This window comes from Dyella terrae (assembly GCF_004322705.1).
GTDB classification, from domain to species: Bacteria; Pseudomonadota; Gammaproteobacteria; order Xanthomonadales; family Rhodanobacteraceae; genus Dyella_D; species Dyella_D terrae.
This window is the reverse complement of the sequence record NZ_SIZZ01000001.1, coordinates 566,042-585,823: the sequence shown is the minus strand read 5'-3', so window position 1 is coordinate 585,823 and position 19,782 is coordinate 566,042. Positions and strand designations below refer to the sequence as shown.

General features: G+C 64.8%; 21 protein-coding genes, 1 tRNA gene and 1 other RNA gene. 9 read left to right on the top strand and 14 right to left on the bottom strand.

The features are described 5' to 3' along the window. Positions 1-122: 122 nt before the first annotated feature. Genes EYV96_RS02840 through EYV96_RS19015 form a run of 3 tightly spaced genes read left to right on the top strand, consistent with a single transcriptional unit; the run spans position 123 to position 2,409 of the window. Positions 123-572, top strand: coding sequence for an RND family efflux transporter (locus EYV96_RS02840; RefSeq protein ID WP_131149992.1), 450 nt, complete (start codon positions 123-125; stop codon positions 570-572). Further along, entirely contained in the window at positions 572-1,153 is a 582-nt protein-coding gene (locus tag EYV96_RS02835) for a Maf family protein (RefSeq protein WP_131149991.1), read from the top strand. Before EYV96_RS02840 ends, EYV96_RS02835 begins: the two co-directional genes overlap by 1 nt. Positions 1,154-1,212: 59 nt before the next feature. Next, positions 1,213-2,409, top strand: a complete 1,197-nt coding sequence (locus tag EYV96_RS19015) for an RDD family protein (protein ID WP_131149990.1) — start codon at positions 1,213-1,215, stop codon at positions 2,407-2,409. Here EYV96_RS19015 and EYV96_RS02825 read toward each other — a convergent pair. Beyond that, positions 2,397-3,938, bottom strand: a complete 1,542-nt coding sequence (locus EYV96_RS02825) for an ArnT family glycosyltransferase (RefSeq protein ID WP_240732325.1) — start codon at positions 3,936-3,938, stop codon at positions 2,397-2,399. The genes EYV96_RS19015 and EYV96_RS02825 overlap by 13 nt on opposite strands. Before the next feature lie 98 nt (positions 3,939-4,036). Here EYV96_RS02825 and EYV96_RS02820 point away from each other — a divergent pair, with 98 nt between their 5' ends. The 4 genes from EYV96_RS02820 to EYV96_RS02805 are packed head-to-tail and all read left to right on the top strand — an operon-like array spanning position 4,037 to position 8,557. Further along, a complete protein-coding gene (locus EYV96_RS02820; RefSeq protein ID WP_131149988.1) occupies positions 4,037-4,978 on the top strand; it encodes an AAA family ATPase in 942 nt (313 codons plus the stop codon). Continuing rightward, positions 4,978-5,943, top strand: coding sequence for a DUF58 domain-containing protein (locus EYV96_RS02815; protein ID WP_131149987.1), 966 nt, complete (start codon positions 4,978-4,980; stop codon positions 5,941-5,943). Before EYV96_RS02820 ends, EYV96_RS02815 begins: the two co-directional genes overlap by 1 nt. Continuing rightward, positions 5,940-7,907, top strand: coding sequence for a transglutaminase TgpA family protein (locus EYV96_RS02810; RefSeq protein WP_131149986.1), 1,968 nt, complete (start codon positions 5,940-5,942; stop codon positions 7,905-7,907). Before EYV96_RS02815 ends, EYV96_RS02810 begins: the two co-directional genes overlap by 4 nt. Before the next feature lie 59 nt (positions 7,908-7,966). Beyond that, positions 7,967-8,557, top strand: coding sequence for a Slp family lipoprotein (locus EYV96_RS02805; RefSeq protein WP_131149985.1), 591 nt, complete (start codon positions 7,967-7,969; stop codon positions 8,555-8,557). A gap of 71 nt (positions 8,558-8,628) precedes the next feature. On the opposite strand, the gene EYV96_RS02800 is transcribed toward EYV96_RS02805, so the two are convergent. The 9 genes from EYV96_RS02800 to EYV96_RS02760 all read right to left on the bottom strand — a co-directional run bounded on the left by EYV96_RS02800 (position 8,629) and on the right by EYV96_RS02760 (position 14,142). Then, positions 8,629-8,973, bottom strand: a complete 345-nt coding sequence (locus tag EYV96_RS02800; RefSeq protein ID WP_131149984.1) for a histidine triad nucleotide-binding protein — start codon at positions 8,971-8,973, stop codon at positions 8,629-8,631. Between the two features lie 17 nt (positions 8,974-8,990). After that, positions 8,991-9,407 (bottom strand): GNAT family N-acetyltransferase, encoded by a 417-nt coding sequence (locus EYV96_RS02795; RefSeq protein ID WP_131149983.1) that lies wholly within the window; start codon positions 9,405-9,407, stop codon positions 8,991-8,993. A 2-nt stretch (positions 9,408-9,409) separates the two neighbouring features. Continuing rightward, complete coding sequence (gene recR / locus EYV96_RS02790) at positions 9,410-10,003, bottom strand: recombination mediator RecR (RefSeq protein WP_131149982.1); 594 nt, start codon at positions 10,001-10,003, stop codon at positions 9,410-9,412. 49 nt (positions 10,004-10,052) lie between these two features. Continuing rightward, on the bottom strand, positions 10,053-10,376 hold the full coding sequence (locus EYV96_RS02785) for a YbaB/EbfC family nucleoid-associated protein (RefSeq protein WP_131149981.1): 324 nt from the start codon (positions 10,374-10,376) through the stop codon (positions 10,053-10,055). Between the two features lie 29 nt (positions 10,377-10,405). After that, on the bottom strand, positions 10,406-12,070 hold the full coding sequence (gene dnaX / locus EYV96_RS02780; protein ID WP_131149980.1) for a DNA polymerase III subunit gamma/tau: 1,665 nt from the start codon (positions 12,068-12,070) through the stop codon (positions 10,406-10,408). A gap of 172 nt (positions 12,071-12,242) precedes the next feature. Next, positions 12,243-12,339, bottom strand: an RNA gene (gene ffs, locus EYV96_RS02775) — signal recognition particle sRNA small type. Between the two features lie 69 nt (positions 12,340-12,408). Beyond that, positions 12,409-12,501: transfer RNA gene (locus EYV96_RS02770), tRNA-Ser, on the bottom strand. Between the two features lie 109 nt (positions 12,502-12,610). Beyond that, a complete protein-coding gene (locus EYV96_RS02765) occupies positions 12,611-13,369 on the bottom strand; it encodes an MBL fold metallo-hydrolase (protein ID WP_131149979.1) in 759 nt (252 codons plus the stop codon). Positions 13,370-13,392: 23 nt separating this feature from the next. Next, complete coding sequence (locus tag EYV96_RS02760) at positions 13,393-14,142, bottom strand: 3-deoxy-D-manno-octulosonic acid kinase (protein WP_131149978.1); 750 nt, start codon at positions 14,140-14,142, stop codon at positions 13,393-13,395. A 57-nt stretch (positions 14,143-14,199) separates the two neighbouring features. Between EYV96_RS02760 and EYV96_RS02755 the strand changes: the two genes are divergently transcribed. Continuing rightward, the gene (locus EYV96_RS02755; protein WP_131151467.1) at positions 14,200-15,240 is read left to right on the top strand and encodes a glycosyltransferase family 9 protein; all 1,041 of its coding nucleotides are present in this window, start codon (positions 14,200-14,202) and stop codon (positions 15,238-15,240) included. A gap of 78 nt (positions 15,241-15,318) precedes the next feature. Here the strand turns inward: EYV96_RS02755 and EYV96_RS02750 are convergent, their stop codons facing one another. Continuing rightward, positions 15,319-15,717 carry a DUF6165 family protein gene (locus EYV96_RS02750; protein WP_131149977.1) on the bottom strand — a complete coding sequence of 133 codons (399 nt, stop codon included), beginning with the start codon at positions 15,715-15,717 and terminating at the stop codon, positions 15,319-15,321. 238 nt (positions 15,718-15,955) lie between these two features. On the opposite strand from EYV96_RS02750, the gene EYV96_RS19010 reads away from it, so the two are divergent. Beyond that, a complete protein-coding gene (locus tag EYV96_RS19010; protein ID WP_131149976.1) occupies positions 15,956-16,450 on the top strand; it encodes a glycine zipper 2TM domain-containing protein in 495 nt (164 codons plus the stop codon). A 125-nt stretch (positions 16,451-16,575) separates the two neighbouring features. Here EYV96_RS19010 and lpxK read toward each other — a convergent pair whose 3' ends face one another. The 3 genes from lpxK to EYV96_RS02730 are packed head-to-tail and all read right to left on the bottom strand — an operon-like array spanning position 16,576 to position 19,781. Continuing rightward, positions 16,576-17,571 carry a tetraacyldisaccharide 4'-kinase gene (gene lpxK / locus EYV96_RS02740; RefSeq protein WP_131149975.1) on the bottom strand — a complete coding sequence of 332 codons (996 nt, stop codon included), beginning with the start codon at positions 17,569-17,571 and terminating at the stop codon, positions 16,576-16,578. 9 nt (positions 17,572-17,580) lie between these two features. Beyond that, positions 17,581-19,353, bottom strand: a complete 1,773-nt coding sequence (gene msbA / locus EYV96_RS02735; RefSeq protein ID WP_131149974.1) for a lipid A export permease/ATP-binding protein MsbA — start codon at positions 19,351-19,353, stop codon at positions 17,581-17,583. Beyond that, positions 19,350-19,781 carry an ExbD/TolR family protein gene (locus EYV96_RS02730; protein WP_131149973.1) on the bottom strand — a complete coding sequence of 144 codons (432 nt, stop codon included), beginning with the start codon at positions 19,779-19,781 and terminating at the stop codon, positions 19,350-19,352. Before EYV96_RS02730 ends, msbA begins: the two co-directional genes overlap by 4 nt. Between the last annotated feature and the right edge of the window lies 1 nt (position 19,782).

The following is a 19,782-nucleotide window of genomic DNA, read 5'->3' as shown; positions in this document are numbered from 1 at the left end:
GTTGAAGTCAACCATGTCGTGGCCGAAACCACGACGCCCCACCCCGGCACCCGCCATTTTGCCTGAATGCCGGCTATGGGGCAGACTGCGCCCTCCACTGCCCACGAGCTGATTTCCACGCTGTGAACATCTATCAGACGCTCGTTCCGACCGTTGTGTTGGCCATCCTGGCGGGCGCCGTGGCGGGCGCGTGGCTCTACCGCCGCCGCACCTATCGTCGCACGGCGAGCATGCACACGCTGATCGAACTGGCCGACCGCCTGGAAGGCGATCTCAAGAGCTGTCGATCCGGCCTGCAGCAGGCCCACGCCGTGATGTCGCTCAATCCGGACCTTCCCGCCGCCAGCGAGCAGGAAGCCCATCATGCGGTGGATGCCGGCCTGCGCTCGTTACTCCAGCAACGTATCTGGATACGCGACAAGGCCGCCGGTGCCAGCCAGGCCCAGTTGGATGATGCCGTCTCAGCCATGACCGAGATGCGCGCGCAGCTCGCACCCCTGCTCCAGGCACTCAGCCAGGCCCAGCACGCCCTGGACGACGCGATGCGCGAGCACATCCAGCGGGGCCCGTAATGTCCGTTCGCCTCGTCCTGGGATCTACCTCGCGCTATCGCGCCGAATTGCTGCGCCGTATCTGGAGCACCTTCGAGCAGCGGGCGCCGGGCACGGACGAAACGCCGCTGCCGGGCGAAACACCCGATGGCCGCGCCCTGCGACTGGCCATCGCCAAGGCAGTGTCCGCGGCGGACGGCCTGCACGACGCCCTGGTCATCGGCTCCGATCAAGTCGCCGAACGGGATGGACACATGCTCGACAAGCCCGGCAACGCCGAGCGCGCTTTCGAGCAGTTGTCAGCGAGCAGCGGCAAGGTCGTGCGTTTCCACACGGCCATGTGCCTCCTCGACACGCGCAACGGCGAGCAACACACCCATCTGGATCATACCCGGGTGCAATTCCGTCATCTGACGGATGCCGAGATCCAACGCTATATCGAACGGGAACAGCCACTCGACTGCGCCGGCAGCTTCAAGTGCGAAGGCCTGGGCATCACATTGTTCGAACGCATTGAGAACGAGGATCCCACCGCCCTCATCGGCCTCCCCCTGATCGCCCTGGCCCGACTCCTTCGACAGGCTGGCGCCCGGCTCCCCTGACCCAGTGACAGCGCCGGGTCCGTTCGCCTATCGTTGGCGGGACACAGGGGGACAATCGAATGCATAAGGACGTCTGGTACTACGTCGACCGGCAGGGTAAGCAGCGCGGGCCCGTTACGCGTGCCGTCCTGTCCGACGCGATTGCTGAAGAAGCCGTGATCGGCAGCAGCCTGGTATGGCGCGACGGCATGGCGCAGTGGCAACCGCTAAGCAGTCTGATGAGCGAGTTCGAGGACGCCTTTCCTCCCGCGCCGCCATCGCCACCTGCGCCGCCAACGTTCGCCGCACCCGTCCGGGATATCCAGCACCCTTCTGAAAACATCGTCTACGCCGGCTTTGCACGCCGTGCCGCCGCCATGCTGCTGGACTGGGTGATACTTTGCGTGGCGACTTTCGTCATCGCTTTCATCCTGAGCCTGATTGTCATCATTGCCGGTGGCGGGATGAAACCGGGCACCAACGTCACGCTGGCGATCAACGCCCTCGTTCTCCTGTTGTCGCTGCTCTATTTCGCGCTCCAGGAAAGTTCCGTCCACCAGGCTACGCTGGGCAAACGCGCACTCGGCATCAAGGTCGTCAACTACGAAGGCAAGCGCCTCGGCTTCGCCCAGGCCGCCGGACGCTGGTTTGCCTCCACGCTTTCGTATCTCACCCTCATGGTGGGTTTCCTGATGGCCGCCTTCACCGGGCGCAAGCAGGCGTTGCACGACGTGGTTGCCGGAACGCTTGTCGTCGATCGTTTTGCTTACACCGATGAGCCGGAGCGACAGAAGCATCACACCTCGGCGCTGCTGATCATCCTGGCGATTCTTGGTTGCTCCGTTTTTCCGCTGGCACTTCTCGCGGCGATTGCGGTTCCTGCGTATCAGGACTACGTCGTGCGCTCGAACGTGGTGCGCGCCATGGCGGCGGCCGAGCCGGTGAAGGCCCTGGTGGCCAAGGCGTACAAAGCCGAACACCGTTGCCCTGCCAATGGTGAAAGCGGCATTGCCGCCGCTACCGCGTACGCACGCGACAACGTCGCCTCCATCAGCACCGGAAGCATGGGTGATGGTGGCGAGCCATGCGCCGTGGAAATCACCCTGAACCTGCCTAACCAGCAGGCCTTGCACGGCAAGCAGATCTGGCTGGAAATGCCGGTTTCGGACAAGCCTGGTCACGACAAGGCCTGGGCTTGCAGCGCAAACGTGCCGGATCGTTATCTGCCCGTGATGTGTCGCGCACCGAACACGTCGCAAGTACCTCAGCGGGAATAGGCGTCCACGGACCGGTGCCAGATGGGACATGACTCCGGCGCGATGGCGGGTGTCATGTCGCCGGATGGCACGGTGCCGCGATAAAACGAAATACGCCGTCGACCTTCGAAAAGATCGAGCCGTTGCACGGGCTGCGGATCGACGATGTGGTTGCAGAGTTGTCCCAGCCACGCCGAGCGTTCGCGGATGCGCAAGGCCGTTTCGTCGATGGCCAGCAGCATGGGCTGCCCCGCGTGCGTCGCACGCAGCGATGCCTCATCGAGCCGCCACACCGCCAGCTGCGGCGAACGACCGTGTTTGGTGTTCAGCGCGCTGTCCAGCGCATACACCGGCACGCGTCCGTCCAGCTGGAAATCCAGTTCCGCGGCCAGCATGAAATTGTCGGCGACAAGGAGGGTGGGCTTCTGACGCAGGAGCTGATCGGCCAGCGCACCGCTTTCGCGCCACCCCACGAACCGCGCGGGAAACGCCTTGAGATCGGCAAGCGTCGACGCTCCGCGCGGAGAAGCGGCCAGGCCCAGCCAGACCCCGCCCGCCACGACACAGGCCCCGGCCAGCGCAAAAGCCGCCACTGCCAGTCGGCGCCACCATGCGCCGGCCACGCGCTCACGCAGCAGCACCGGTAAAGCAGCCAGCAACGGCAGGTAGCCCGGCAAGGGCCAGTGGGCGCGAAAACGCAGGTCGTCGGCGAACAATCCCAGGACGAAATAAAGCACGATGAAGGACAACGAACTGATGGCGATCAGGTCCCATGGGCGACCTTCGCCACGCCTGCGCCAGGCGCACCAGGCGGCCCACAACAAGAAGGCGTAGAGCAGCGGCGAGCACGCCACGGCCTGTTCCACCGGCTGAATCAGCGACTCGGCATTGAAGACCCATGGATTGCGCTCGAGCACCTGGAAGGCGATGCCAGCACCACGTTGCTGGTAGTTGGATACCGCCAGCGGGACCAATCCCATCGCCGCGATAGCCATCGCGCACCAAAGTCCGGGACGCCGCCATTGCATGCGTCCACGTGGCGTGAGCACGAGCAGCAGAAGTCCCGCGATCATCGGCATCGCCGCGCGGTAGTGGGTCATCCAGCACAGCGCCAGGGCAACGCCAAGCACGCACCAATGCCGCATGCGGTTGTCGTCCATGGCGCGCAGCAGCGCCCACAGCGCAAGCATGCTGGCAACCGTCAAAGGAACATCCGGCAGCGCAAGCACGCCAAGGGTGCCCGCCAGCGGCAGCGCCAGGCAAAGCAATCCCGCCTGCCAGCCTGTCTTCTCGTCAAAAGCAGCGCGTGCAAAGGCGACCACGAGCCAAGGCAGCACGCTACCCATCACGAGGAACGGCCAACGCATGCCGAAGACGCCGTGGCCGGTTACCCATTCGCCAACATGAATCATCCAGGCTGTCATCGGCGGCAGGTCGCTGTAGCCCCACGCGAGGCGACGGCTTTCCTGCCAGTAGAAGGCCTCGTCACCGAACGGCGACAGGGTCGCGGCGATGGCGACCCGGGCCAGCAAGAGAACGACAAAAACCATGACGAAAGCATCTCGCCAGCGTGCGAGAGCCGGGGCTACACTGGCTTGGTTACGCATGCGTCCTGCCTTGTTCTGTCTTCATCCGCCAACGGATTCTCATGTCTGCGATTTCCGCGCTTCACGATGATGCCCTACGTGCCCGGCTCGATGCCGCCATCGCGCAAGTCAACCAGGTCCTGCTTGGCAAGCCCCGCCAGGTCAAGCTCGCTTTCACCTGCCTGATCGCGGGCGGCCACCTGTTGCTCGAAGACGTGCCCGGCGTGGGCAAGACCACGCTGGCGCACGCCCTGGCCGCTACGTTCGCCCTGGATTTCCAGCGCGTGCAGTTCACCAGCGACCTGCTGCCGTCCGACATTATCGGTGTGAGTGTCTACGAACGCGAAACGGGCGAGTTCCGTTTCCATCCGGGTCCCATTTTCACGGGTTTGTTGCTAGCCGACGAGATCAACCGCGCGACACCCAAAACCCAGAGTGCGCTGCTCGAAGCCATGGCCGAGGGCCAGGTAACGGTGGATGGCCAGACGCATGCCTTGCCACAGCCCTTCTTCGTGGTTGCCACGCAGAACCCGCTCGATCTGGCCGGCACCTTTCCGCTGCCCGATTCGCAGCTCGATCGCTTCATGCTGCGTCTGTCGCTTGACTATCCCGATCCGACGGCGGAACGCGCCCTGCTGACCGGCAGCGATCGACGCGACCTGCTGGCGCAACTGCAACCGCAGCTCGACGCCGCGTCCCTTGCCGCCCTGCTCCGGCAATCGCAAGCCATCACCACCAGCGGCGCGTTGCTCGACTATCTGCAGGCCTTGCTGCAGGCGAGCCGCCGCCATCCGGATATCCGGGTGGGTCTTTCGCCGCGTGCGGGGCTCGCCCTGCTCAGCGCGGCTCGTGCATGGGCCATGCTCAGCGGGCGCCAGCACGTGCTGCCCGAGGACATTCAGGCCCTGTTCGTCGGTCTCGCCGGGCACCGCCTCGTGCCCGCTCGCGGAGGCGATGGCGATTCGCTCGCGCGACAACTGCTGGCCGACGTCGCGGTGGGTTGATGGCCGCGTGGTCTGAGTCTGTGCAACGCCTGCTAGGCTGGGCCGAGGCCCGGCTGCCCGCGCTCACGCGCTATCGGCAACTCGAAGCCCTGCCGATCACGCTGCACCGGCGGCGCATCTATATCGTGCCCAGCGCATTCGGCCTGCTGTTCACGGTGCTGCTTGGCATCATGCTGATCGGTGCACTGAACTACGCCAACAATGCGGCGCTGTTGCTGAGCTGCTTGCTCGGCGGCGCCAGCGTGGCGAGCATGTTGATCGCTTTTCGCAATCTCGATGGCTTGCGGGTGACGTCCATTCAACCGGGCCATGCCATGGCCGGCGAGCCGGTCATGCTGCAAATCCATCTCGATGCGGCGACGCGCGTGCGGCAAGCGGTCATGGTCGATCTCAACGGTCAGACGGAGGCGACGTCGATCGTTCCGCCTCATGTTGCAACGATGAGCCTTGCGCTGCCGACGCGGCGCCGCGGCTGGCAGGCCTTACCGCGCATCCGCGTCTGGACGCACTGGCCCATTGGCCTGTTCCGCGCATGGAGCTGGCTGCATCCGTCCATGCAGGTCCTGGTGTGGCCACGCCCCGAATCGGGCGGCCCGCCGCCCACGTTCCTGTCGGATGACCCACTGCGCCAGCGCCTGCATCGCGGCGAAGACCTGGCCGCCTTGCGCGATTACCGCGCCGGCGACCCGCCGCGCCACATCGCCTGGAAGGCCAGTGCACGGCACGAGTCACTGCTGGTGAAGGATTTCGAACAACCCGCGCCGCATGAGGACTGGCAGCTCGACTGGCGCCAGCTGCCCGAACTTGGGCAGGAAGCACGCATATCGCGGCTGGCGCGTTGGCTCTCCGAAGCGGAAGCGAGCGGGCGTGCCACCAGCCTCTGGTTGCCAGAGGAGCGGATCGAGCGCGGCGTGGGTCCGGCGCATTTCGCCCGCTGCATGAACGCCCTGGCGAAACTGCCATGATCGGCTTCCTCCGCCGCAAGCCTGGGCCGCCCATCGATGCGCGTGCATTCGATCTGCTGTGCCTGACCATCGGTGTCGTCATTGCATTGCACGCCGCCTATCTGCCCGCGTGGCTGACAGCTTCGCTGGTCGTGGTGCTTGGCGTGCGGTGGTGGCAGCGGCGGCGCAAGCCGGGCAATGCGCCGGTTTACCTGAAGCTTCCGCTCGTCGGCCTGCTGGCCGTCGCGGTGATCTTCTACTACGGCAATATTTTCGGCCGTGAGCCGGGATCGGCCCTCGCAGTGGGCCTGCTCGTGCTCAAGCTGCTGGAAACCGATTCGGCACGCGACGCGCGCGTTTGCGTCGCCTTTGCCTGCTTCACCCTGATGGCGGCACTGCTGGCCGGCCAGGGCATGGTGGCGACGACAGGCGTGGCGCTTGGACTGCTGCCGGCGATGGCCGCATTGCGCGCGCTGCAACCGGGACGCATGGCATCGAGCTTCCTCGGCGACCTGCGGCCCGGCCTTGGCCTGCTGGCCGCCGCCATCCCGCTTGCACTCGTCGCCTTCGTTCTCGTCCCGCGTCTGGATTCGCCCATCTGGGGCGCGCCACCCGGCGCGCAGGCGCGAACCGGACTGAGCGATCGGCTCGCGCCGGGTGACATGGTCGACCTGCTGACCGACGACCACCCGGCGATGCGCGTTGCGTTCGACGGCCCCCTGCCCGACCCGGCGCAGCGCTACTTCCGCGCCTATGTCATGGGCCACTTCGATGGCAGAGGCTGGGCACAGCTGACCACCGGACGGACGGCCTCGCCACTGGAAGTGAGCAAGTCCATCCGTTACCGCGTTTCGCTCGAGGCGAACAACCAGCGCGTCTGGCCGGCGCTCGATGTGCCCATGGAGGCGCCCGCGGGGACGCGCATGGCAAGCGATCATGCGCTGGTAGCCGACCGGCCGGTCACCGACGCGCTGAGTTACGCCATGCAGTCGGCCCTGCAATACCGTCTGCAGCCGGATCTGGATGACCTGACCCGGCGCCAGACACTCCAGCTTCCAGCCGGCTTCAACCCTCGCACCCTGGCACTCGGTGCCCAATGGCGAGCGCAGTACGGTAATGACGACGCAGCGATCGCTCGCGCCGCGATGACGCTTTTCCACGATGGCGGCTTCAGCTACACGTTGGCCCCTGCCCCGCTGGGGCGTCATTCGGTCGATGACTTTCTCTTCAACACTCATGAGGGATTCTGCGAGCACTACGCGTCAGCCTTTACCGTGCTCATGCGCTCGGCGGGCGTACCGGCTCGCGTCGTCACCGGATACCTCGGCGGCTACTGGAACAAACTCGGCGAGTACCTGCTGGTCCGCCAGTCCGATGCACATGCCTGGGCTGAAGTCTGGCTGACCGGAAAAGGCTGGGTGCGTTTCGATCCAACCGGGGCCGTACGTCCTGAACGTATCAGTCTGGGTGCGGCCGCTGCGTCGGCGGCGGGTGGACAGGACGGTGGCGGTATCGGTTGGCTGAACGCCATGCTCGATCGTTTTGACGTGGTCAACCGCTGGTGGAGCGAGGGCGTTATCGGCTTTGACGCGCTCCGGCAGCGCGGCATGCTGACACCCTTCGGCATCCGCGACGCCGACACCACCCTGCTCGGTACGCTGCTGGCGATCAGCTGCGTGCTGTTTGCCGGTATCGGACTGGCCTGGGCGATGTGGCAACGTGGCGCTGGCGATCCCTTGCGCAACGCCATGCAGTCACTGGAGCACAAACTTGCAGGCGTGGGCATCGAAAGGCGTCCCAGCGAGGGCCCGCAGCATTACCTGCTGCGAGCGGCGCGGGCATTGCCCCACCAGCGGGATGCACTGGAACGACTCATGAAGGACTATCTCGACCTGCGTTACGCCCATGATTCACCCCCGGCTGAATCCGTTCGACGACTATGCCGTGCGGTACGGGATTTCCGACCGCGTCGCGTGGTCAAATGAGCCCAATGCAGTGGAACCGCGGGTGCAAGGGCACTCGCCCAACGATGGAGAAAGCGGTTATGTCCACTTACAAGACCCTGGGCCTGGCGGCAGCCATTGCCACCCTGGCCGGCTGTGCATCGATCCCCCAGCCGTTGCAGGGCACCTATACCCAAATCGACACTTCAGCAGCGCAACAAGGCGGCGCCGGCGGCTCGAAGGTGCGGTGGGGCGGCGAGATCATTTCGACCGAACCCGGTCCGCAGGAAACCTGCTTCTACATGCTGTCCCGCCCGCTCGACAGCCAGGCGCGCCCCAAGAGCAGCCATGACGTCGAGGGCCAGGGGCGCTTCGTCGCCTGCCGCGCCGGTTTCTATGACCCGGAAGTGTTCGCTCGCGGCCGCGAAGTGACCGTAACCGGCACGCTGCACGGTACGGTGTCGAAGAAGGTTGGCGATTTCGACTACGCCTATCCGCGCATCGAGGCCGACGTGGTCTACCTGTGGCCCGAGCGCACGTATGTGCAGTACCCGCCGGGTTACTACGATCCCTTCTGGGGCCCGGGTTGGGGTCCGTATTGGGGTGGTGGCTGGGGTTACCCGTACTACTACCAGCCACGCGTGATCGTCGTGCCGCGTCCGGTGCCGCCCGCACCCAGGCCGCATGGCTGATGGAACAAAAAAGGCGCTCCTCCGGGAGCGCCTTTTTTTTGCAGGACCTATCAAGCTATCGGCAGTTCGCCTCAGCCCGGCGGCCACTGCATCCGGCGGCCGGCCAGCAAATGCAGATGGACATGGAACACCGTCTGCCCACCGTGCTCATTGCAGTTCATCACCACGCGATACCCCTGCTCGGCCAGACCCTCGCTGCGCGCATAAGCGGCAGCGGCGAGCATCAGCTTACCCAGCAGCTCGGCATCGGCGTCGGTTGCCGCATCAAGCGTGGCTATGGCGCGCTTCGGGATGAAGAGCACATGCACAGGCGCCTGCGGATTGAGGTCGCGAAAAGCAAGGACGTTGTCGTCCTCATAAACAATGTCGGCCGGAATGTCGCGGCGGATGATCTTGCCGAAAATGGTGTCGCCCATGACTGCTCCTTCGTACGTTACAGCCGCAGCATCATGCCTTGCGATGCCGGTGCCGAGAGTGTGAATCCGAACTGCGCGTAGAGACGCCACGCTTCGCGGTCGGCAAACAGGCCGACAATCGATGAGGTCGGCGCGCGGGCACGCAGGTCATCCATGAGCGCGGCCATGATCCGCTTGCCGATGCCTTTGCCTTGCCAATCGGGCGATACGGCGATATCGACGACCAGGAAAAAGCAGCCACCGTCGCCGACGACGCGCCCCATGCCGATCAACTGTCCCTGATCGCGCACGCAGACGGCGCTCCAGCTTGCGGCAAGGCCGATGCCGGCGGCTTCGACCGTTTTGTCACTCAACCCGGTTGCCAGGCGCATCGCGCGGTATTCGTCGATGCCCGGGACTTCCATGCGCAGCGTTGGTGCCGTGCTGTCGCTCATGCTCAGCGCACCGTCTGCCGACTGCCGAACGCATGCGCCAGCGTGCTGCGATCGACGAATTCCAGTTCGCCGCCGAGCGGCACGCCATGGGCCAGGCGGCTGGGCTTCACGCCCGCAGCGCGCGCCAGCTGCGCGAGGTAATGTGCGGTCGCCTCACCTTCCACGGTGGGATTGGTGGCGATGATCATTTCCTCGATCTCGCCCGACCCCAGGCGTTCCGCCAGGAGATCCAGGCCCAGCTCCTCCGGACCCAGTCCGTCGAGCGGCGACAGACGGCCGAGCAGGACGAAGTACTGGCCCCGAAATCCGGTGGCTTGTTCGATCGCGGCCAGCTCAGTCGGCGACTCGACCACGCAAAGCACCTGCTTGTCGCGGCTGCTGCTGGCGCAGATCGGGCACACCGGATCTTCGCTGAAGTTGCGGCAGCGCGAGCAGTTGCCCACGCGCTGCATCGCCTCTTCCAGCGCATGCGCGAGGCGCATGCCCCGCTCACGGTCGCGCTCCAGCAAGTGGAAAGCCATGCGCTGGGCGCTCTTCCCACCGACACCGGGGAGACAACGCAGCGCTTCGATCAGATCGGTGAGGAGTTTGCTCATGCGTGCACGTCAGGTCGCACCCGAAGCTTGTGCCCGGGCGCGCCATTCATCAGAACGGCATCTTGAAGCCGGGCGGCAGGTTCAGACCCGACGTGACGCCACCCATGCGGCTCTTGCTGGCCTCGGCCACCTTGTTCACGGCGTCGTTCACTGCCGCAGCAACGAGGTCTTCCGCCATCTCCGGGTCATCCGCGAAAAGCTTGCGGTCGATCTGCACGCGACGCACTTCGTGCGCACCGGACATCACCACGCTGACCAGACCGCCACCCGACGAGCCCGTGACTTCGAGCTTGGCGATTTCTTCCTGCGCACGCTTCATTTCATCCTGCATGCGCTGGGCTTGCTGCATCAACTGGCCGATTTGACCTCTCATGACCTGTACTCCGACATCTTTGACTGTGATTACGGTTCGAACGGCTTGACCGACTGCGGCAACACGCGCGCGCCGAATTCGCGACGCAACGACTGCACCAGAGGATCCTCTTCGATGGATTGTTCGGCCGCCGACTGCGCGGCCGAACGCGCGCTGGCCGCGCGTGCGGCCGGTGTTTCAGCGCTGCCTGACTGGTCACCGACGAAGCGCAGTTTGATGCGCTCGCCCATGACCTGGCTGATGCGCTCTTCCATCTGACTGACCATTGGCTCGACGGCCAGGTGCATGTGCACCGGTTGCAGCGCGAGCACGAGGGTATTGCCTTCGCGGTCGCGTAAGGCGGCGTTCTGCGCCAGCTGACCCAAGGGACCGCGCAGGTTGGCCAGCTCGACCAGCTCGTCCCAGCGGGGCATCCCGCGTGCATCCACCTGCGCACGTGCGGCCGGCGGCGCTGGCGTGGACGGTGCCATGGGCGCCGGCTCCGGCATGCGTGGCGCTGCGGGGCGCTCGGGCATCGCCGGAGGCGCGCTGCGCACAGGTGCCGGCGGGGCAGGAGCACGTGCCGGTGCTGCGGCGGGTCGTTCGGCGCGAGCGGACTCTCCACCATCGCCCGGACGAAAGGCCAGCATGCGCAGCATGGCCATTTCGAAACCGGTGCGCGCGTTCGGGGCCATCGCCATGTCGCGGCGGCCCGTGGTGGCAATCTGGTAATAAAGCTGGACGTCTTCGGGCCCCATGCGCTGGGAAAGCGACGTCAGGGCGTCATCGTCACTGGCATCACCTTCGGGACGGTAGCCCGGTACCAGTTGCATGAGCTGAATGCGATGAAGCACGGCGGCAAGATCGTCGAGCACGCCGCCAAAGTCCGGCGAGAACGAGGCGATGCGCGTGCACTCGTCCATCAAGCGCGAGCCATCGCCTTCGGCCAACGCGTCCAGCACACCCAGCACCTGGCCACGCGCCACGCTGCCGAGCATGGCGCGCACGTCATCGGCGTGCAGTGAGCCGCCCCCGTAGGCGATGGCCTGGTCGAGCAGCGAGAGGCCATCGCGCAGCGAGCCATCGGCGGCACGCGACAGCTCGCCAATGGCGGCATCTTCGTACTGGATGTTTTCGGCGCCGAGGATATGGCGCATCTGGCCGGAGATCTGTTCCGGCAGCAAGCGCTTCAAGTTGAACTTGAGGCAGCGCGACAACACGGTGACCGGCAGCTTTTGCGGGTCGGTGGTCGCGAGCAGGAATTTAACGTGCGGCGGCGGCTCTTCGAGCGTCTTGAGCAGCGCATTGAACGCCGGCTTCGAGAGCATGTGCACTTCGTCGACCAGGTAGACCTTGAAGCGACCGCGGGCCGGAGCGTACTGCGCGTTTTCGATCACCTCGCGGACATCGTCCACGCCGGTGTTGCTGGCCGCGTCGATTTCGAGAAGATCAACGAATCGACCGGCGTCCACGGCAGTACAAACCGCGCACTCGCCACAGGGATCGGCTGACTCACCCCGCTCGCAATTGAGCGATTTGGCGAAGATGCGTGCGATGGTGGTCTTGCCCACGCCGCGCGTGCCGGTGAACAGGTACGCATGGTGCATGCGGCCGGTATCGAGGGCGTTGGTAAGCGCGCGCACGACGTGCTCCTGCCCGACCAGTTCGGCGAACTTGCGGGGGCGCCATTTGCGCGCGAGGACCTGATAGGACATGCGTTAGAGCCTGCTCATGACGCCCGGCCGACTGCACCGCAAGGCGATCGCAGCAGGTTCGGACGTTTCAGATGGGTGAAGACGGATACTAACTTGGGGCCGAAGATGATTGTGCCAAGTCGCATGAGGCAAGTCAGCCCGCAGGAGCGCAGCGGCCCCGAAAAGGCGGCGGCCCCGCCAGCCACACCCCGGCACCCGAATCATTCGCTACCGTTGCTCCCTTCCGGGCCTGGCGGGGTTTACGAACTATCGTCGCGGGGGGACCGACGGGGCCACCATAGACGTGGGCACCTGGACTGCCCTGGGATGACGGATCAACCGTCGACGATTTCACTCACTGGCGGAGAGGGCGGGATTCGAACCCGCGATACGGGGATAAGCCGTATACACACTTTCCAGGCGTGCTCCTTCAACCACTCGGACACCTCTCCGCGATGGTGAAATCGCCTTGCAGGGGCTTGCGACCCGGCAAAGAGGCGAAATGATAAACGCAGCCCCGAATCCGCACAAGACGTGATCTCCGATTGAGGGGAGATCGTCTCAGCCGGCGTCGGGCCGCAAAGGCGCCGGGGCCGTCAATAAGACACGCTCCCCGGGCTGCGCGACGCGATATCCCATGCCGGCCAGCGTGGCGCCGTCCGCGGCGCTGCCGTAGTGGTAAAGACACAGGCGCTGGCGCAGGACGGGCGAATATTCCCGCTCCAGGTCGTCAACACCGGTATGCGACGGATTGCCCACCAGTCCGCAGTCATGGGCAATCAATTCCCGCCCGCTGGCAAAACGTTCGAGCACCTCGGGCACCGGACGCGTGTCGCCGGTAAAGGCGAAGCACCCTTCCAGTGCAATGCCGTAGGACGTACCCAGCATGTGGTGGCGCGTGGGGAAGACGTCGAACCACAGGCCATCCAGCCAGAAGCCGCGCGTCACGGTGACAAGTTGAAACGCTTCCCAGAAATTGACGCCGCCCTCAGCCAGCACGTTGGGATAGTCGGCCACGCGCGTCTGCAGCCATGGCAAGAGACCCGCATGCACGAACACACGCGTCCTGCCCTTCAGGGCATCGTCGAACCAGAGACGGAAAAACAGCCGTTCCAGGCCACCAACGTGATCCATGTGCGTATGCGTAATGTAGACCGCGCCCGGCGGCTTGCCGTAGGCAGCCATGTAGCGATCGAGCACGTCGGGGCCGCAGTCGACCAACAACAGCGGCTCGCCATTGCGCTCCAGCACCACCGACGACGAGCCGAGCTCCACCGCGTGAGCCGCGCCTACGCCCAGGAAATGCAGGGTCCAGTTCATCGTGTCAGGGATCCAGGTCGGACTCAAAGCAGGCCAAGCTGCTCCGAACCCAGGGTGAGTTCGTAACGGTATAGCAGGGGCTTCCAGATCGTATCGTCAAAGACATGCTCGCCGCGTGGCGCCGCGCCCAGCTTGATCAGCGAGCGCCGCAGGCGCTGGAGATTGGCCAGACGCCAGCTTTCGGCGGGGCGGCGGCGTTCGCCGCGATCAAAGTCGATCAGGAACAGCTCGCTCCCCGTGACGAGGATATTGTGGGCATTCAGATCGGCGTGCCAGATACCCACACGATGGAAGCGCGCCACGAGCGCCCCCACCAGCTCCGCCAGTTCGGCGTCGAGCCGCCCCACCGCCAGCAGCTCCGCGAGGGTGGATGCATCTGCCAGGCGAACCGTGATCAGGTCGGCCCTGTAGAACAGCCCGTCCCGGACATAGCGAGCAGCCACGGCCCGGGGCACCGGGAGCCCCTCATGGGCCATGGACAGCAGCAGTCGGAATTCCGAGAAGGCCCGGGTGCGGTCGGCACCGGTCCAGAGGTAGTGATCGCCAAGGAGGCGGGCCACCAGGCCGCCACGGCGGTAGTGGCGCAGAACGCACTCACCTGCCGGTGTATCGATCAGGGCCACGCTGCCACGACCGCCCACCTGGGTCCGCAGGGCACCCAGGCTTTGCCAGTGATCCTGGTCGAACCACGCCGGTCCGACTTGTGGCGAGAGCGCCGGGTCGAACAGAATCGCCCCGCTGCTGCTCACAAGGAGCTGCTCATGATTCATCATGTCCGGCTCTATGGCGCCCTGCCCTTGTCCATGACTGACGATTCTATCCCAAGCCCTATGTCTGCTCCTGCTTCACTTTGCCTTCTTCGTACGTCGGCCATCGGCGACGTAACCCATGTCGTCCCGCTGGTTCGCACCCTCCAGGCCGCGTGGCCGCAGACGCGGCTGACCTGGATCGTTGGCAAGCTGGAGCGCAGGCTGGTGGGCGATCTGCCCGGCGTCGACTTCGTCACCTTCGACAAAGGGGCTGGCAAGGAGGGCTTCAGGGCCGTCCGCGAGGCGCTGAAGGGGCAGCAATTTGATGCCCTGCTCCACATGCAGGTAGCACTGAGATCAAACGTGCTGAGCCTGGCGGTCAAGGCGCGCCGGCGCATCGGCTACGACTGGGCGCGTGCGAAGGATCTCCACAGCCTGGTCATCAATGAGCGGATTCCGGCGCGCACCGGCGAGCATGTCCTCGACGCAACGGGTAGTTTCTGCGAGCCGCTGGGCCTCAAACAGACCCAGGTGCGCTGGGACATTCCTGTGTCCGAAGACGCGATGGCGTGGGCGCACGCGCAATGGCCTGGCGACAGGCCGACCCTGCTCGTCAGCCCCACCTCCAGCCATGCCTTGCGCAACTGGCGCCCGGAGCGTTACGCCGCTGTCATCGATCATGCGCACGTGCGTGGCTGGCGCACGGTTCTGGTCGGCGGCCCGTCGACCTACGAACGGACCATGGCCGATGCCGTCATGGCGGCGTGCAAAACACCGCCGCTGGACTTGACCGGCAAGGACACGCTCAAGCAACTACTGGCGATGCTGACCCGTGCGCAACTGCTGCTGACGCCGGATTCCGGCCCCATGCACATGGCCAATGCCGTGGGCTGCAAAGTGCTGGGCCTGCATGCCGCCAGCAATCCCGACCGTTCTGGCCCCTATTCCGACCGCCGCTGGTGCGCGAACAAATACGACGAAGCAGCGCGGCAGTACCTGGGCAAGCCGGCGAGCGATCTCCCCTGGGGCACGAAGATCGAGAAACCCGGCGTCATGGATCTGATCAGCGTGGATGACGTGATCGATCGCTTCGAAGCGGCGGCAGCCCAGATGGGCTACTGACGGACTGCTTGTCATGTTGCACCCGGGGCTGGCTAACGCCCGGCCAAACAGCGGTCCCCGGATCGCCCGGGAAGGCGCTCAGCGCGCCTTGTAATCCTCATAGGATTTCTCTTCCACCAGTTGTGACCCGAGCTTCAGGTTGATCGCGCGCTTGTGCGCAGCCCGCTCGTCATTGCGGAAGTAAACCGAACGCGCCAGCTCGACAAATTCCTGCTCGAAGGCCCCTGCCTTCTCCTTCAGGCGCACCTGATCCTCGATATCCCACAGGGCCTCATTGACCGCCAGCAAGCGCGCGCGCTCGTCGGAGATATCAATGCTCGAGACGGGATCGCTGCTCCAGGTGGCGTTAAGGAGCTCAAGCTCCTTGTGCACGTTCGCCAGCTTGGCCGGATCCTTGATCTGGCGAGACTTGATTTCCAGGATCGTGATCTTGTCGATCAACTCGCCGTAAGACACCGGAACTAGGATCAAGCTCATGGAAACTCCAGATCAAATGCGGGCAAAGTAGCGGGCGTGCGCGTCGGCCCTATCCGACGGCGACAGGGGTCATACCCTGCCCCGGATGCCTATTCTAAGGAATTGCCTCCCTCGCCGCTTGGCAAGTCGCGGAGCTGTCGACGCGCTGTCAGGCAAGCATGATCCACCGTCGGGCGATCCATCTGGCAGTCATGTTTCGCCACCTACACTTTCCATCACCTCATCGCACGGAACACCCATGAGCACCCAGCGTTATCTCGCCCTGACTTTCGGCACCATCTTTGCCCTGCTCGCCAGTGGCGCCTCCCTGGCGGCGACGCCTGCCAAGGCTCCGGTGAACAGTGGCAGCCTCAATGGCGATGTCCTGGTCCGCAATGACGGCATCTTCCTGCGCTGCAACCAGTGCGGCACCGTCGAAGCCATCGAACGCAACGTGACCGCGGGCCGCAACCACGGCACCGCCGGTGCCATCATTGGCGCCGTGGCCGGTGGCGTGCTGGGCAACCAGGTCGGCAAGGGTGATGGTCGCAAGCTGGCTACGGTTGCCGGCGCTGTGGGCGGTGGTTTCGCCGGCAACGCCATCGGCAAGGGTGGTGGCGGCGAAACGTTCACACTGCGCCTGCGCATGGGCGACGGCAGCTACTCGAATATCACGGTGGCCGATGCCAGCACGATCCGCGCCGGCGATCTGGTGCAGGTCGATCCGAATGGCAACGTGGTGCGCATCCAGTAACAGCCCGATGTGACTACTGGGTCATGCAGGACAATCAAAAGGCCGGCAGCCATGCCGGCCTTTTGATTGAATGGTCAACGACCAGAAGCCTCACGCATCCGGATACGACACATCAGGGTAGGCGCTTAAGGAAGATCGCGCGCCGTGTCCACGCGGTCAAGGCGCGCAGCCACATCGTCAAAAAAGGCTTCGGGCAATTCGGCGGTCACCGGCGCCGCCCACCAGTGTGGTTGCGCAAATGCCTGGCATTTGATCGCATCCTTCTCCGTCATCAGGACCGGCGAACAGTCGCCAAAGTCGATGTCGGATGCGACGTAGCGATGGTGGTCTGGGAACGGATGCGGCACCACCTCGAGCCCCCGGGCTCGCAGGCTGTCGAAGAAACGCTGTGGATTGCCGATCCCCGCCACTGCATGCACGCGATGGCCCCTCAGCTCTTCGAGCGGCCGCACATGCCCATCCACCAGTGCACGCAACGTTCCGCCCTCCAGGCGCATGGGTACCTCGCCGGCACCTGCCCGCTCTCCATTGCAGACCTGGAAGGTAGTTTGCGCGGCGCGCGCGGCGGATTCGCGCAGCGGGCCCAGTGGCAGGAGCCTGCCGTTGCCAAAACGCCTCGCGCCATCGATGACGCAGATTTCCAGGTCACGTGCCAGCCGATAATGCTGGAGCCCGTCATCCGCAATGATCACGTTGCATCCCGCTTCGATCAGCCGTCGTCCCGCCGCAGGGCGGTCGCGGCCGATGGCCACCGTAAGACCATGGGCCCGCATAAGCGCCGGCTCGTCGCCGACCTGGACAGGCGTCGATGCATCGTCCAGCAGGAGCGGCCCATGCTCGGTGCCGCCATAACCGCGACTGACCACGCCGGGCCGGAATCCACGCTGTTGAAGCGCGCGCGCCAGTGCGATGGTCAAGGGCGTTTTGCCCGTTCCACCGACGGTGACGTTGCCGATCACAATCACCGGGCAGGCCAGGCGAACACGAGAGAACACGCCGATCGCATAGAACGCACGGCGAAGCCGCATGACCGCCGCATAGAGCCACATCAGCGGCCAGGCCCACCATGGGGCCCGTGCGCCTTCATACCAGACCTTCTCGAGTGACTCGGCGAGGGCCACGTCCGAGCCTCAGTCGCCCGCGCCGTCGTGAAACTGCATGCGGTGCAGGTTCGCGTAGTGGCCGTTCATGGCCAGCAACTGCGCATGCGTGCCACGCTCCACAATCCGCCCCTGATCCATGACGGCAATCTGGTCGGCGTGCTCGATCGTCGAAAGCCGATGCGCAATCACCAGCGTCGTGCGATCACGCATGAGTCGCTGGAGCGCCTGCTGGATCAGGCGCTCGGACTCGGTGTCCAGCGCGCTGGTCGCCTCGTCGAGGACGAGGATGGGTGCGTTCTTGAGGATCGCCCTGGCAATGGCCAGCCGCTGGCGCTGGCCGCCCGACAGCATGTTGCCGGCCTGGCCGATATGGCTATGGATGCCCTTGGGCATGCGCTGGATGAACTCCATCGCGTTGGCCGCCTCGGCCGCAGCGATGATGTCCTTCTCGCTCGCACCGGACAATTCGCCGTAGGCAATGTTTTCCGCGACCGTACCGTCGAACAGCACCACGCTCTGCCCCACCCATGCGATCTGCTTGCGCAGCGAGGGCAACGTGTAGTTTTCGTAGTTGTCGTTGTCCAGCAGGATGCGACCGTCGCTGGGCGCATAGAAGCGCGGCAAGAGGCTTACGAGGCTGCTTTTGCCGCTGCCTGAGCGGCCGACCAAGGCTGTCACGGTACCGGGCGGACAATGCAGGTCCACCCCTCGCAAAGCTTCGGAGCGACTGCGCGGATAGGTCAGGCGCACGCCCTGGAAAAAGATGTCGCCGCGTGTACGCGTAAGGACGGATTTGCCCGTATCGACTTCCGGCGGCGCATCGATGACGCGGAACAGATCTTCCGCCGCGGCAAGTCCGCGCTGGATATTCGCCTGCACCGTGGTGAGGCGCTTGAGCGATGGCAGCATCGCACCCATCGCCGTCAGCACGGTGAAGAAAATACCGGGCGAGATCTGATCGATCTGATTCGGGCGCGTGCCGAGGTAGACCAGCAACGCCAGGGCGAGCGCGGCCACGGTCTGCACCGTGGCGCTCGACGCCGCATTGGTCGCGGAAATCTTGAGGTTCAGTCGCCGCGACTGGTTGGTGATCTGGTCGAAGCGGGCCGCCTCGTGAGACTGTCCGCCATAGATGCGCACTTCGCGATGCGCGCCCACCGATTCCTCGACCGCACCGGTCACCGAGCCCATCGTGCCCTGGATGCGACGGCTGATTTGACGATACCTTCGGCTCACTACCGTGGCCACCAGACCGATCGCCGGCACCATGACGAGCAACGCCAGCGTGAGGTACGCGCTATTGCTGAGCATCACCCACATCATGTAAGCGACGGTGAGGCCCTCGGTCACGGCCACCTTGACGGCGTCCGTGGCGGCCTGCGCCACCTGCTCGCTCGTGTAAGTGATACGTGACACCTGCTGGCCCGAGTGCTCATTGCCGAAGTAGGCGGCGGGCAGTCGCAGGTACGCATTGAAAACGTCGGTGCGCAGCGCCTGAACGACGTTGCGTCCGATATACGCGATGCCGTAGTCGTTGATAAAGGTAGCGATGCCACGCACGACAAAGATGCCAACGATCCAGATCGGCATCCAGAAGATCAGATACTGATCCTTCTTCGCGAACAGCTCGTCGATCATCGGACGCAGCAGATTCGTGAAGAGGGCTAGCGCGCCGCCCTCAACGGCCATGGCAACCAGCGTCACCAGACCAATGGCCCAATAGCGCTTCGAATAACCGAGCAGGCGCCGGTAGGTCAGCCAGGAACTGGCGGAATGTGGCTCTGCGTTCGCTTCGCTCACTTGCCCGGCTGCTCCTGTGTCGGCGTTGTAGCAATGGACAGACGCGTGAAGCCCAGCTGGCCCAGCGCATCCATGGCCGTAACCACGTTCTGGTGCGGCGTCATCGCGTCCGCACGAATGGTGACCTGGCGTTCGCGGTCATCGCCAGCGATGTTCGCGATAGCCTGCTTCAGCGGCTCGATGCCCTGACCGAGCACCTCATCGCTGCCCACGAAGTAATGCCCGTCGCGGTCCACCACCACGGTCAGCGCCGGAGCCTGCATGTCGCGCTCCTCGGCACTTGCCTTGGGCAACGTCACCTGCATGCGGGAGTGCTGGATGAACGTGGTGGTCAACACGAAGAACATGAGCAAGGTAAGCAGCACGTCGATCAACGAAATGACGTTGATCTCGAAGTCGTCCTGCCGACGGTCGTTGCCGATACGCATC